Below are 12,940 nucleotides of genomic sequence, written 5' to 3'. Positions count from 1 at the left end.
GCTGGTGGATATTGTCCACGACCACCTTGTAATTGCCTTTGGCCCAGCGCTGGCGCTGCTTCATGTAGACGTCGAGCCTTTCCGGCTCCTGCTGATAGGCTTCGGCCTGCGGTGCGAGTGCGATCAGCTGGCCGCGCCCCAAAATTTCGAAGGACACCGCCGTGTCTTCCGTGATGGCGTGCTCATCCCATCCCCCGATATCCTCCATAAGCGAGCGTTTGACGATAAAATTGGTCCCGGGGATCGTTCCCAGACCGAACAGCTCCCACAGACCGGTATGATGCACCCGTTGAATCGTGATCAGCTCCAGGTTGATGAATTGCGACAGCAGGTTCTGCCCGCGGTTGCGCGCTTTGTTGCGTCCGAACACCGCACCGTAGCGCTCAGGCTGCTCCATGGCTTTCTGAATCAGAAAGTAGAGGGCGTTGTGCTCGGGTGCGGCATCGGCGTCATAGACGCAAATCCAATCGCCGGTGGCTTCCTTCAGCGCATCATTTAGAGCTCCGGATTTCCCGCCGGTGCCGGTTCTTTCCAAAATGAGCAGGTCCCTGTCTTTATAGCTGGTTCTGGCCTTCAGTGCCTTCAGCTTGTCCGCGGTGCGGTCGGTGCAGTTATCGGCGATCACGATGATCTGGACCTTGTCCGGGGGATAGTACAGCTGCAGAATATGCTCCACCGTCGCGGTAATGACCAACTCTTCATTATGGGCGGGGACCATGACCGTCACGGTCGGAAAATCGTCCAATTGCCCGCTGCGCACCAGAGCCCCCCGGTTCTGCCTGTACACAAACCGGATCGCCCCGGACATGATGACAATCGACTCCAGTACGGCGATCCAGATCGATACGATCGACAGGAGCAGGATGACGTCAGCCACTGAAATTCCCCCGATCGTATTTTTTCTTGACTTTGGCCCGGAACATCAGCGTGGTGATTGTCAGCACCAGCACCGCTGCGGCAAAAAGGACGCTGACGCCGATACATACAGGTATAAACCACTGGGCATACGACATGCGGGCGCCCCTCCTTTCTCCTTATACATACTCACCGATCAGATCGGTCTCCGTATTGCGCTCCAATGCGGCAATGACCGCGTCGATATGTTCATATTTGCTGAACTGCTCCGGCTGGAACACGAGCGCCCCCGTGCGGACGACGAGCTTCAGCGGGCTCCCGCTCCGGTCGACGGCTTCAACATTCATCATAGCCTGCTTAATCCGGGCGGTGAGCTGCTGCAAATGCTCCTGATTCGTCATCGGATACAAGACCACAAAGCGCCCTTGGTCGATGAAAAATTTATAATCTTCGTAGCGGATCTGCTTCTGGATCGTGTGCGATAACTCGAGCAGCAGCCGGGCGTACCGCCTGGAACCGAGCGACTCTTTGACGAGCGGCAAAAATTCGATTTTAAACATCGCCATACAGAAGTCGTAACGCTGCGGATAACGCTTGGCGAGATTGGAGTGTTTGATGACGGCGTCCTCCAGGGACAGCTTGTTCCCGAGAGACGTATCAAGGTCCAGCTGCGGGCTCATGTCCTTCAAATCCTCCCGGGAACGAGCAGCAGCCATGAGAAAGATAAGATATCCACATGTGCATAAGTGTTCAGCCACACAAAATAACTCACAAGATAAAAGAAGACGGCCACCGCCGTGACGCCGACCGGCATAAAGAAGCCGATCAGCAGCGCAGCCAATGTCCCCAGACTGAACAGCAGCTCCTGAGTGGTATAGGCTTGATCTGCATATACCTTGATAAAAATGAGCAGCTCCTGAATCATGATGACCAACACAAGGATGAGATAGCCTGATTCAATGCGTCGTGTCGGCGTTTGGTCTTTCATCAGCATCCTTCCTTTACAGCAGCTACAGCAGCCAAAATTGGAATCAATTTCTAATTATTACCCCATTTACAGGCAATGTCACAAAAAAACACCCCCGCAAAGCGGCGGCTTTTTACTCAGCTGCCTTCGGACTCTGCGAGGGATTGAACTTCATATTTTTTTAAGTACGTGAAAAAATCATTCCGATGAAGAGAATGCAGGCCTGTTAATGATCGTCCTTCCAAATGACCCGGTCCCCATAATGACTGCCCCAGTCGTACATCATCTTCAGCACCGGCATCAACGAGCGGCCGTATTCGGTCAGCGAATACTCCACCCGGGGAGGGACCTCCGGATATACCTTCCGCGAAATCAGCTGATCGTCTTCCAGCTCCCGAAGCTGGTTGGTCAGCATTTTTTGGGTCACATTGGGGATCAGCTTCTTCAGCTCGCCAAACCGCTTCGTCCCCTCAAGCCCCAGATGCCACAATATAATCAACTTCCATTTGCCGCTGATCACGGCAAGGGTCAGTTCCTTCGCGCAATTGATTTCTTTTAAATTGATACGGTCTTTAATTTCCGTTGCCACGCTGCCACCTCCTTCTTATAGGATACTACACGATTCGCTTTTTCGCTTGATGCAAAAAAGAACCATCCCTCGGTCTGCGACCTCCGGGATGGCTCCTGTTTGGATTGGTATCTTTTTCAGGTGAAGCTTTACTCCAGGTTGGCGTGTCTGCCGAACATCTGGGAGGAATCTTGACCCCGCTGCTCCATCAAGCGGAGAACGACGGCATCGTACAAAATGATCAAGGTTTGCTCAAACAGCGATCCCATCGGCTGTATGGTCACCTTTTCTCCGCTGCCCGCTGCCTGCTGTTCCTTCGGCGTACCCGGAAGACAGACCGGGAAATCGGACAACCGGCCCAGCGTGGAATCCGGGTAAATGGTTGCGGTGACAACCGCTGCTCCGATCTCCTTGGCTTTCCTCGCCATCGTGACCAAGCTTTGCGTCTCGCCTGACCCGGACCCGATGACAAGCAGGTCCTCCGGGCCGATTCCCGGTGTCACCGTTTCGCCGACCACATATGCGGGAATTCCGAGATGCATTAACCGCATGGCCAGCGCCCGGCCCATCAGGCCCGACCTGCCGGCTCCCGCCACAAACACATTTCCGGCTTCAAGAATCATGGCAGCCAACTAAACACATTTCCGGCTTCAAGAATCATGGCAGCCAACTGATCCGCTTCTCCATTCGAGATGCGGGCAATCGATCGCTGCAGCTCCTTCGTAATTTCGAGAGCATAATCGGCCGTGTTCATCTTAGACCTGACTGACCAGCTGCTTCATCTGCGATGCCGCAGCCCGCTTGTCATCCTGACCGGTGATTCCCCCGCCCACAATAACCAGATCCGGGCCGGCCGCAATCACCTGAGGAAGCGTACTCAGCTTGATCCCGCCGGCAATGGCCGTTTTGGCGCGGTTCACCACCCGTTTGATCGTCAGCAGATCTTCAAAGGAGCTGATGCCTGCAGCCTGATGATCGTACCCTGAATGCACGCAGATATAATCCACGCCCATTTGGTCAATTTCCTTGGCGCGCTGTTCAATATCCTTCACATTGATCATATCGACCATGACTTTTGTGTTTTGCTTTCTAGCTTCTTCCACAGCTCCGCGGATGGTGGAATCGTCTGAGACGCCGAGAACGGTAATAATGCTCGCCCCGGCTTCGGATGCCTTCATGACTTCGTATCCGCCGGCGTCCATGATTTTCAGATCGGCCAGCACGCGCAGGGAAGGGAAGGCTTCTTTCAGTTCTTTCACCGCCCGAAGCCCCTCATTGATGACGATCGGCGTTCCGATTTCCACGATGTCTATATATTCAGCAACCTCGTTTACGATTTCCTTGGCTCCGGGAATATCGACAAGATCAAGTGCCAGTTGAAGTTCCATAGTACGTTTGTCTCCTTTATGATCGATTTGGTTCGTGGACCACAACCCCATTGTAGTGGCTCTATTTCGCTTGCGTAAGTAGGCACTTTATCGTAATGAAGTTACCTCGGCGTAACTATTGGAAGTCCAAGAGCACAAAAAAGGCCCCCTTTAGGGGACCTTCACGACCAAAAGTATACGGCATCATGCTGGCCGGAGCAGGGCTTCTACTGCTCCTTTTTCCCGCCGTACCGCACGGCATTATACCGCTCGATGAGCGTATGGACCGCTTCCGGCGCCATGCCGGTAAAGCTCTCTCCCGCTGCAAGCTCGGCGCCGTTCTCCGCAGGCGTCCGGCTCGCCCGGAACGCGAATCCTTTCTTGACCGCACGGCGGATCAGGCTCTCGTAAGCCTGACGCGGGTCGCTGCCGCTGATATCCGGTTCCTTGCGGAAGCGGCGGAACCGGCGGGGCTTGGCGGCAACGCGGTCGATTCGCTCGACCTCATCCACGAAGTCCGCCGTCTCCTCGGAAATGTGCCGGATCTGGCGCAGCAGCCCGAGCCGGTAAGCGAGGCGCCGGACCCAGCTTCGGATACGCTCCGGAAGCCAGCGCCGGAACAGCTTATACAGCAGCATCCCCAGCAAAACAAGAACAGCCAGGCAAAGAATGCCCAGGACGACATAGCCTATGACTTTCAGCCACATCGGGTGCTGCACCGGACCCTGATCCATTCCGGACAGATCGGGCATCATCGGATCGGCCGGTGCTTGGGGAGGCTGTTCCACAGACTGTCCGTCTCCTCCCAAGCCCTGGAGGAGAGACCGGAGACCGTCCCGCAGGAAGAGGAAGATCGCACCAAGGCCCTTCCATCCGCTGAGCAGGGCGATAACGGCAATGACGATCCACGTCATCGAGCGGTTTGCTGTCAGGATCCGGCCGAACAGCTGACGGTCGGCCTGCTCTGCGTGCGAGGCGTCCCGGACCCGCTCGCCGTTCATGCGCAGCAGGAGGGCGAACAGCGTAATCATCGCCATCACGTACAGCGACGTGCGGTGCGGATGAAGGGCGCTGACCTGGCCGGCCGTGATGTAGAGCACAAGCGAGGCGCCAAGGCCGATCAGCGGCAGCCGCTGCACCGCTGTCTTCCACCACTGCTTGCGCCCGGCGATCAGCCCGCGGATGGCAGCCGCCAGCAGAGCCACAGCGGCCAGCGCCGCGGCGAGCCGCAGCCCGAACACGGCCAGGGGCAGCAGGACCGCCGCCGCCAGCGCTCTCGCTCCGCTTCCAGACGCAGCATTTCGTGGAATGCATCCGCGTCTTCATGTCCACACCGGCCATGGCCTCCAGGCAGGTTCTCCAAATGGGCCATGCCGTAATCCGGATCGAGCCGGAGCATGGCCTGGCTCTCCGGATTAACCGACGCATTATGGGTGAAACCGGCGGCCATGCCCTGGTGGATCAGCGAAGCAGCACAGGTGGCCGCATAGGACAGCGCATCCTCGACCATCTCCGGCCGGGTCACCACGTTCCACATCTGCTCGGACACCTCGATGTTCAGGCAGATCATGACCCGCGGATCGGCGGTATAGCCGTGCTTGTGCACCTGAAGCTCGCCCGTTCTGGCGGTGGCTTTCCAGTGGATCCGGTTCATCGGATCTCCCGCGGCGTATTCCCGGATTCCGGTAATAAGGAATGGATCCTCAACGACCCAGCGCCGCACCGCGAGCTCCCCCTGCCATGTCTTCCAGGAGGAAGGCAGCCGGTCATCGCCCAGCAGCTCCGGGTAAACGACAAGCCGTTTGCTGAGCGTAATTTGCCGTGACGGGGTGTAGACCGCAAACAGGTCCCCGCCGGTCATCGTGGCCGAGTCCATCCGATAGATCCCCCGGCGGGTACACTGGATTTGATGCGTCCGGGTAATCCGGGTCCGGGGACGGAGCATAAATAAACTCGTATGATTCTGATAAATATTCCCCTCGCTGATCGAGGTTTCCCGGCTGCGCTTAAACATCAGGGACGAGGGAAGCATCGCTTCCAGGCGCAGCCAGGGCACCGGAAACATTTTGCCGTTTTCGATCACCTCGACCATTTCGATCCGGTCTCCCACGTAACAGGTTTCCGTGCTGAAATGGCGCTCGTACGTCAGTTTCCGCAGCGATCCCCTGCCCAGGACCAGGCCCTGCAGCACCAACACGCCGCCGCAGGCCAGAAGCAGCCACAGCATCGCCATTATCTCACGCCGCTTTCCAGTCCCGCTTCGCTGGGAACTGCGATCTGATCCAGCACCTCAAGCAGAATGCGCCGGGCGGCCTCATGCTGCCCGCCGTAGCGCTTCTTGAGCACCAGTCTGTGAGCGCAGACCGGCTCCAGCAGATGCTTGATGTCATCGGGAAGTACGTACTCCCGTCCATTCAGCGCAGCATAAGCCTGCGCCGCGCGCAGCAGCGCCTGGGTTCCGCGGGGGCTGATGCCAAGAGCCACTTCAGCATGGACACGGGTCGCTTCGGCCAGGGATACGATGTATCCCATCAAGTCCTCGCTCACGCTCACCTGCGTGCACAGCTGCTGGGCTTCCAGCACCTCGTCGGCTGTTGCTGTGCGCTCGGCCCGCTCTGCGGTTAAGCCGGCTGGTCCCTGCGTCCGCTTCAAGATCTCCTTCCCTTCCGCTGCGGATGGATACCCCAGCTTCATGCGGATCATAAAGCGGTCCATCTGGGCTTCGGGCAGCGGAAACGTGCCCTGGTTGTCGACCGGGTTCTGGGTGGCCAGCACCATAAACGGCCGCTCCAGCGCCATCGTCTGCCCATCAATGCTGACCTGCCGCTCCTCCATACACTCCAGCAGGCTGGACTGGGTTCTGGGCGTGGCCCGGTTAATTTCATCCGCAAGCACGATCCGCGAGAACAGCGGACCCGGGCGAAACTGAAACTCGCCGTCCTTCTGGTTGTAGAAATGGATGCCCGTCAAATCCGACGGCAGCAGATCGGGGGTAAACTGAATCCGTTGGAAGCTGAGCGACAGGGACGCCGCCAAACTTTTGGCAAGCAGCGTTTTACCGGTCCCCGGCACATCCTCCAGCAGCACATGTCCTGACGCAAGCAAGGCCGTTAGCAGCAGCTCCACTTCTCCCTCTTTGCCGACAATGACTCTCCCGATATTCTCTTTCAGTTTCACAGCCAACTCGCGAACTTGATTCACCTGCATTGCATTCCCATCCTCTCCTGTATGACTGCCCGCGCTTTAGGCAAAGCAATCTACGGTTTATGATTAAAGCGTTTACAAGTGTCTTTGATACCCCCGGCAGACTGGACCTTTACGCCGGGAACGGTTCAGCTACAGATCTTCCGGCAGGCCGTTCTCTATGACCGGACGGTTTTGCTATATTTTATCACCGACAGAAGCATTAATCACCTATCAGGGGTAAAATCCGGCAAAATCGATTGAACTAACGTTTTGCTTGATCTTCCTGTTATAACAGCCCAATAGAGTCCTATAACATTCATTTCTTTAGTTCATTCTATATAAAACGCCCTATTTTTTGCCCCTACGAGACAGTTGTCCCTCACAAAATCCGGCAAACATCACTAGGATGAACCATACCAGAGACAAAGGATGGTTGATATGAGGAGGTATCTTAAAAGCCACGGTTGCGGTTATGCCCGCCGGCATATGGCAAGACGACTGAAGAGGCACTCTCGTTCACGGTCACAGGGCAAGCTCATCGTCAGCATCGTCCGAGGCGAAAAACGGCTGACGACCAAGGTTCCGCTCCGCAGGTTCGATAAGTTCGTGTTCGTCATTAACGAACAATTCACCAACGCCCCGAATACGACGCAGATCGCCAGCGGTGCAGGCCACAGCAGCGCGTCGGGAAGCAACGCGGCCATCGGTTCCCCGAATACGGACCAGCAGGTCAGCGTCGGAGCCGGGGGCACCGCCGATAACATCAGCATCCTCCGCGAGCCCGCCCACGCCTGCCGCGGTAAGCGGAAACGCTCGCACCGCCGGAAGAAGGAAGCCATCTTCGTTCTGAATCACCAGCGGGTTCAAATGCCGGAGGGAAGCGAGGAAGCTGCCGCCACCCAAATTGCCAGCGGCTCCGGCACACACAGCACGAGCGGCACCAATTCCACCATCGACAGCCCCTGCACCAGACAGCAGGACTCGGTCGGCGGCGGACCCGGCGCTAGCGGCATGAACAAGTTCGTGAAGAAGAAAAAACGGAATCACCATATCCGCCGGCATTATTAAGAAAACAGATCAAATCCAACTCGTTGACGGCCGCCGCGCCAGAACGTATGATGACGCTTAGAGGTGATTGATGTGAACACGCTGCTCATTCTGGGCGGAATCATGATGTTTTTGGCCGTGGCCATCGGCGCATTCGGGGCGCACGCCCTGAAGGAAAGACTCGACGATAACCGGCAGAAAACCTATCAGACCGGAGTCCAATATCATTTGGCTCACGGACTTGGCCTGCTGTTGATGGGCCTCTATGCCCCATCCGCCGCACATGCGGGCACCATCCAGCTCGCAGGATGGCTGCTGTTTGCGGGAATTCTGTTATTCTCGGGAAGCCTGTATGCGCTGAGCGTGACCGGCATCCGCAAGCTGGGGGCGATTACGCCGATCGGCGGGGTGGCCTTTTTGGCGGGATGGGTCGTATTCATCGTGGCTGTGGCTGGCTAACCGATTGAGAATAGGGCTGTTTCGTATAAATGCCCCTAGGCATAAGAAATACGTCAATCGACGTACCTTCAAAGAAGACAGACCGCGTTTAAAGGTAATTTTTCTTGCAATACCAGGAAGCCATGGCTCTGGAGTTTATACTTTCTGGTATTATGACAAAAGCCTGCAGATTTGCAGGCTTTTTCGTGTTATGCATGTTTAAAAAAATGGGGGAATCCCCTGAAAAACAGGATGCCGGCCTCAACCGTTTACCGCGCTGGCCTGGCCCGCACCTCTGCCATTTTCCTTGCGGATTTGCTTGCTCCGCAGCTGTCCGCAGGCCGCGTCGATATCGGTTCCATGCTCCAGCCGGACACTGACACTGACCCGGTTCTTTTTGAGCGTGTCATAGAAAGCCAGGATCGACTCCTGCGCGCTTCTCTGATATTGGCTGTGCTCATCGACCGGATTGTACGGGATCAGGTTGACGTTGACCAGCTGTCTGCGGTCACCGATCAGCTCCGCCAATTCAGCCGCGTGTTCCCTGCCGTCATTGACGTCCTTGAGCAAAATATACTCGAGCGTCACTCTGCGCTTCGTTTTGGCCAGATAGTAATCCATGGCCCTCAAGACTTCCTCAATCGGATAAGCCTTGTTAATCTTCATAATCCGGGTTCTCAGCTCATTGTTCGGAGCATGCAGCGAAATGGCCAGGTTCACCTTCAAATCGCGGTCGGCAAATTCCATGATCTTCGGAGCCAGCCCGCTGGTCGATACGGTAATATGGCGCCCGGCAATCGCCAGCCCTTTGCGGTCCTTGACCACATTGATGAAGTCGACCATGTTCTCGAAATTATCAAACGGCTCCCCGATGCCCATCACGACAATATGGCTGACGAGGTCGCCCGGCTTGTTCTGGTCCAGGAACAGCTGCACCTTCATGAGCTGCTCCACAACTTCCCCGGCGGACAGGTCCCGGCTTTTCTTCAGCAGTCCGCTCGCGCAGAAGCTGCAGCCGATATTGCAGCCGACCTGGGTCGTCACGCAGACGGAAAGGCCGAACTTATGGCGCATCAGCACCGTTTCGATCAGATTGCCGTCCTGCAATCGGAACAGAAACTTGACCGTCCCGTCGGCCGACTCCTGCTTCACATGCTCTTCGAGTGTCTGGATAACGTAATGCTCCGCAAGCAGCTTCACGCAGTCCGGATTGGCATCCGTCATATCGGCAAAATCGGTGACCCGTTGTACATATAGATAGTCCCACACCTGAGAGGCGCGGAATGGTTTATGTCCATATTCAAGCAGCCATGCAGACAGCTGATCGAACGTTAATCCATAGATGGATGGTTTGTTCATCGTTTTTCCTCTTTTCAAAAGCTTTAAAATGCATACTCTCTCTACTTTACCAGATCCGGCAGGCAATCTGTCTATTATTGTCCCAAATTTTTTTGTTAAAACAAGGGATGCAGCGGGAATTTAGCCACGGAAGGGGGCTGCTGGCTCCGCCATTAAGGCGTCCTGTTGAAAAAGAACGATTATTTAAAAATCAGTGCCCGATTTTCGGCGGCGGAGATCTGCAGGGCTGGTCTATAATAAGAGTAAAGGATGATGAAAAAAAGGAGGCCGGTCATGATTACGGCTGAACATAAAATGGAGTATTATCAGGCGCTGCTCGATAAAAAGTCGGAATACGAGGGGATTTTCTATGTCGGGGTCAAAACGACGGGAGTGTTCTGCCGCCCGACGTGCCCGGCCAGAAAGCCCAAATATGAAAACTGTGAGTTTTACGAGACCGCGCAGGAGGCGCTGCTCGCTTCTTTCCGGCCCTGCCAGCGCTGCCGTCCGCTGTCCCATCCGAATCACGTTTCGCCGGTCGTCCAGAAACTGGTCGAAGCCGTCGAGACCCATCCGGAAAAACGGTGGAAGGAACAGGACTTTGATGAGCTCGACATCGATGCCTCGACGGCGCGGAGGCAGTTCAAAAACGGTTTGGCATGACCTTTGTGGAGTATGCCCGCGCCCGCCGCATGGGGCTGGCATTCAAGCAGATCCGGTCCGGCCAGGCGGTGATCGACGCCCAGCTGTCGAGCGGGTATGAATCCGGAAGCGGATTCCGGGACGCCTTCTCCCGCATCATGGGGGCGGCTCCGGCGAAATCCGCAGCCAGCCGCATCCTGCGCGCGGCATGGATCGATACGCGCCTCGGCCCGATGGTCGCAATCGCCGACGAGGAGGCGCTGTATCTGCTAGAGTTTGTGGACCGGCGGGGCCTCGAGCGCGAAGTGGAGCGGCTGCGCCAGCGGACGAAATCGGCGATCATCCCGGGCGTCACCGCTCCTATACGCTCCATCGAGCAGGAGCTGACGGCTTATTTTGACGGGAGGCTGTCCGTATTCACCACGCCGCTGCATCTGATCGGCTCTCCGTTCCAGAAGTCGGTCTGGGCGCAGCTGGTGCAAATTCCGCCGGGCGAGACCCGTTCCTACTCCGGGCTGGCCGGGGCTCTCGGCAAACCGAAGGCCTTCCGGGCCGTGGCCCAGGCTAACGGCGCCAACCAGCTCGCCCTTGTCATCCCCTGTCACCGCGTCATCAACGCGAGCGGCGACTTGGGCGGTTACGGCGGTGGACTGACGCGTAAAAGCTGGCTGCTTCAGCATGAGAAGCAGTTTCTTTCAAACCAGCGGCAGTACTGATTCGGAGTGTCCCCTGCTAGATTAAAGTACGCCGATAACGAAAAACAGGAGTCCCCTTGCTGGTTCAAAGACCGCTCGGGTACTCCTGTTTGCTTTTTCTTCGCATGCTTCGCCTATGCCTGCTGCTCCCCGCCTCTGCCCGTAAGCATGAGGCTGGCGGAGGCCGCCTCCCGGCCGTTGACCAGTAGCACGATCCGGTGCTCGCCCGGATAATGGCGGCGCGTCGTCAGATCGGCCCAGGAATGGGTTCGCGTCCCCGACAGGCGGGAGCCTCCGGGTACGGTCTTATCCGACAGCAAAAACGCTTTGCGGGATATTTTGCCGCGGGCTTTGACAAAGTCGATCCCGTATTCCACCCGGATATGGGCCGGCTGCCCGTCCCGCACGCGGATTTCGTAGTGAAGCTCTGTGCTTCCCCCGACCGCGACTTCGGACGGCTCTACCGTCAGCGAAGCGGCGGACGCCAGCGGTTCCTCCGCGGATGACTCCGCATAACCGAACAGAGCCATCGCTTCCGGATGGGACTTCTTGATCAAGGTCCGGCAGCCGTGGCGGATAATCCAATCGGTATGCGGATGAGTACCTTTCCAGCGCCGCGCCGTCTCCAGCACCACGTCAGAATGGTCCTTTGCGATGTCATTCAGGTTGTTGGCGACGCTCTTGCGGACATAGAGCGACGGGTCCTGCTTCAGCAGCTCCAGCACGGGCAGCACCGGCGCCGGGTCCTTCTTGAACATCGGCAGGGCCTGTCCCCACGGCAGCCGCGGCCGGCTGCCTTCGCTGGCCAGACGCCGGACATGCTCGTCCGGATGCTGCGCCCAAGCCGTCATCTGGCGCATCATCCGTTCCGGGTCCCGCAGCAGAAAAGGCCTGACGGCAAACTCCGCCGACGATTTGGACGTGAAGCGCTCGAGGGCCTTCATTGAAAGGTCCCATTGCTCCGGCGCCTGCCCGAACACTTCCACGAAATCGGGAAAGAACAGGTACGGAAACCCCGCACAGTGCTCGTCGATCGCGAAGAGCACCTCCAGCGCCTCTTCATATCGGGCGGGCAAGTGATCGCCCAACTTTGAGCTGATCCGCCGCATACGGGCTTTCAGCTCAAGTTCCTCCCATGTGTCGTCCATGACGTCTTTGACAAACTTATCTGTATCAAACGCGGCGTGGGCCGTATGAACCTTCGCCCCGAATCCGCGCAAAAATTCCTCATTGTATACTGCCTTCAGTTCAGCCATCGGCAGACCTCCTCCTGAAGTTATTATAGTAAGCCGCAGAGGAGGAGGAAATCAACTCTTCAAGTCGTCTTACCGGCCTTACGGCTCCTTCGATTCAATCAAGCGATTCAAGTGGCGGAGTTTTACTCAATGATCCATTCGTTGAGGCCATGCTTTCGATCAGTCTGCAGCCAGCTGCTGCCGGATGTGGTCCGCTGCCTCCTCCCAATATGCCTTCATCTGCTCACGCTGCTGGATATCCGTCAGCTTTTCCTGATGGAAGCTGATCGTCGTTCCGGTCTTGGCCTCCAGCAAGCGGATCTGGACCGTGGAAGGATGGGGCCAGCCGGGCCGCTGCCAGGTCAAGCGGATTTGCTCCCCGGGTTTGACGACCCGAATCTCGCCGTGGTTTCCTTCCTTGGACGTATACGTAGTTCCCGGTTTGAATTCAAGGGCCGGAAGTTTCCCAAGCCATACCATCATACCCTCGGGGAATCAGCAGCGACCACGCCGCCTCCCGTGACTACCCGGAAACGTTCTCCGGACGCCGACCTGAAACCCGGCAGCGGCGGTCAATCCCACGGGCTTCGCTGCATCATCCG

The 12,940-nt window shown here is 57.0% G+C and carries 14 protein-coding genes and 2 pseudogenes; 4 read left to right on the top strand and 12 right to left on the bottom strand.

The genetic code is table 11. The features are described from left to right. The 9 genes and pseudogenes from CPT76_RS30020 to CPT76_RS29985 all read right to left on the bottom strand — a co-directional run. Positions 1-877: glycosyltransferase family 2 protein (locus tag CPT76_RS30020; protein ID WP_105445476.1), on the bottom strand; the 877-nt coding region annotated here is incomplete at its 3' end. Further along, positions 870-1,013 (bottom strand): hypothetical protein, encoded by a 144-nt coding sequence (locus CPT76_RS37980; RefSeq protein WP_181153125.1) that lies wholly within the window; start codon positions 1,011-1,013, stop codon positions 870-872. The genes CPT76_RS30020 and CPT76_RS37980, both read right to left, overlap by 8 nt. A gap of 21 nt (positions 1,014-1,034) precedes the next feature. Next, positions 1,035-1,843, bottom strand: a pseudogene (locus CPT76_RS30015) (diguanylate cyclase domain-containing protein). A gap of 205 nt (positions 1,844-2,048) precedes the next feature. Continuing rightward, on the bottom strand, positions 2,049-2,411 hold the full coding sequence (locus tag CPT76_RS30010; RefSeq protein WP_076172132.1) for a winged helix-turn-helix transcriptional regulator: 363 nt from the start codon (positions 2,409-2,411) through the stop codon (positions 2,049-2,051). A 128-nt stretch (positions 2,412-2,539) separates the two neighbouring features. Then, positions 2,540-3,013 carry a 6-phospho-3-hexuloisomerase gene (gene hxlB / locus CPT76_RS30005; RefSeq protein WP_308737697.1) on the bottom strand — a complete coding sequence of 158 codons (474 nt, stop codon included), beginning with the start codon at positions 3,011-3,013 and terminating at the stop codon, positions 2,540-2,542. Between the two features lie 132 nt (positions 3,014-3,145). Then, entirely contained in the window at positions 3,146-3,778 is a 633-nt protein-coding gene (hxlA, locus tag CPT76_RS30000; RefSeq protein ID WP_089549588.1) for a 3-hexulose-6-phosphate synthase, read from the bottom strand. 206 nt (positions 3,779-3,984) lie between these two features. Beyond that, entirely contained in the window at positions 3,985-4,998 is a 1,014-nt protein-coding gene (locus CPT76_RS29995; RefSeq protein ID WP_105445475.1) for a DUF4129 domain-containing protein, read from the bottom strand. Beyond that, a complete protein-coding gene (locus CPT76_RS29990) occupies positions 4,929-5,984 on the bottom strand; it encodes a DUF58 domain-containing protein (protein ID WP_258168958.1) in 1,056 nt (351 codons plus the stop codon). Before CPT76_RS29990 ends, CPT76_RS29995 begins: the two co-directional genes overlap by 70 nt. A gap of 5 nt (positions 5,985-5,989) precedes the next feature. Then, entirely contained in the window at positions 5,990-6,964 is a 975-nt protein-coding gene (locus CPT76_RS29985) for an AAA family ATPase (protein ID WP_105445473.1), read from the bottom strand. A 417-nt stretch (positions 6,965-7,381) separates the two neighbouring features. Between CPT76_RS29985 and CPT76_RS29980 the strand changes: the two genes are divergently transcribed. Together CPT76_RS29980 and CPT76_RS29975 are read left to right on the top strand one after the other, a co-directional pair. Beyond that, complete coding sequence (locus CPT76_RS29980) at positions 7,382-8,011, top strand: hypothetical protein (RefSeq protein ID WP_258168956.1); 630 nt, start codon at positions 7,382-7,384, stop codon at positions 8,009-8,011. A gap of 72 nt (positions 8,012-8,083) precedes the next feature. Further along, the gene (locus CPT76_RS29975) at positions 8,084-8,449 is read left to right on the top strand and encodes a DUF423 domain-containing protein (RefSeq protein ID WP_105445472.1); all 366 of its coding nucleotides are present in this window, start codon (positions 8,084-8,086) and stop codon (positions 8,447-8,449) included. Between the two features lie 240 nt (positions 8,450-8,689). On the opposite strand, the gene rlmN is transcribed toward CPT76_RS29975, so the two are convergent. Next, positions 8,690-9,787 (bottom strand): dual-specificity RNA methyltransferase RlmN, encoded by a 1,098-nt coding sequence (rlmN, locus tag CPT76_RS29970; protein ID WP_105445471.1) that lies wholly within the window; start codon positions 9,785-9,787, stop codon positions 8,690-8,692. Between the two features lie 77 nt (positions 9,788-9,864). On the opposite strand from rlmN, the gene CPT76_RS36845 reads away from it, so the two are divergent. Together CPT76_RS36845 and CPT76_RS29965 are read left to right on the top strand one after the other, a co-directional pair. Next, positions 9,865-10,074, top strand: a complete 210-nt coding sequence (locus CPT76_RS36845) for a hypothetical protein (protein WP_146116462.1) — start codon at positions 9,865-9,867, stop codon at positions 10,072-10,074. Next, positions 10,061-11,124, top strand: a pseudogene (locus CPT76_RS29965) (bifunctional transcriptional activator/DNA repair enzyme AdaA). Before CPT76_RS36845 ends, CPT76_RS29965 begins: the two are co-directional and overlap by 14 nt. Positions 11,125-11,237: 113 nt before the next feature. On the opposite strand, the gene CPT76_RS29960 reads toward CPT76_RS29965, so the two are convergent. Together CPT76_RS29960 and CPT76_RS29955 are read right to left on the bottom strand one after the other, a co-directional pair. Continuing rightward, positions 11,238-12,359, bottom strand: a complete 1,122-nt coding sequence (locus CPT76_RS29960; RefSeq protein ID WP_105445470.1) for a DNA alkylation repair protein — start codon at positions 12,357-12,359, stop codon at positions 11,238-11,240. 159 nt (positions 12,360-12,518) lie between these two features. Then, positions 12,519-12,821, bottom strand: a complete 303-nt coding sequence (locus tag CPT76_RS29955; RefSeq protein ID WP_258168954.1) for an SRPBCC domain-containing protein — start codon at positions 12,819-12,821, stop codon at positions 12,519-12,521. Positions 12,822-12,940: the final 119 nt, after the last annotated feature.

The sequence above is a fragment of the Paenibacillus sp. AR247 genome (genome assembly GCF_002968895.1).
Classification (GTDB): Bacteria; Bacillota; Bacilli; order Paenibacillales; family Paenibacillaceae; genus Paenibacillus_AQ; species Paenibacillus_AQ favisporus.
The sequence above is the reverse complement of the archived record's forward strand: the minus strand, read 5'-3'. Positions and strand labels throughout refer to the sequence as shown.

Bases quoted from the DNA above. Each gene is read 5' to 3' on its own strand.
- CPT76_RS29955 (WP_258168954.1), bottom strand. From the start codon at position 12,821: ATGATGGTATGGCTTGGGAAACTTCCGGCCCTTGAATTCAAACCGGGA.
- CPT76_RS29985 (WP_105445473.1), bottom strand. From the start codon at position 6,964: ATGCAGGTGAATCAAGTTCGCGAGTTGGCTGTGAAACTGAAAGAGAAT.
- CPT76_RS29980 (WP_258168956.1), top strand. From the start codon at position 7,382: ATGAGGAGGTATCTTAAAAGCCACGGTTGCGGTTATGCCCGCCGGCAT.
- rlmN (WP_105445471.1), bottom strand. From the start codon at position 9,787: ATGAACAAACCATCCATCTATGGATTAACGTTCGATCAGCTGTCTGCA.
- CPT76_RS37980 (WP_181153125.1), bottom strand. From the start codon at position 1,013: ATGTCGTATGCCCAGTGGTTTATACCTGTATGTATCGGCGTCAGCGTC.
- CPT76_RS29960 (WP_105445470.1), bottom strand. From the start codon at position 12,359: ATGGCTGAACTGAAGGCAGTATACAATGAGGAATTTTTGCGCGGATTC.
- CPT76_RS29990 (WP_258168958.1), bottom strand. From the start codon at position 5,984: ATGCTGTGGCTGCTTCTGGCCTGCGGCGGCGTGTTGGTGCTGCAGGGC.
- hxlB (WP_308737697.1), bottom strand. From the start codon at position 3,013: ATGATTCTTGAAGCCGGAAATGTGTTTGTGGCGGGAGCCGGCAGGTCG.
- hxlA (WP_089549588.1), bottom strand. From the start codon at position 3,778: ATGGAACTTCAACTGGCACTTGATCTTGTCGATATTCCCGGAGCCAAG.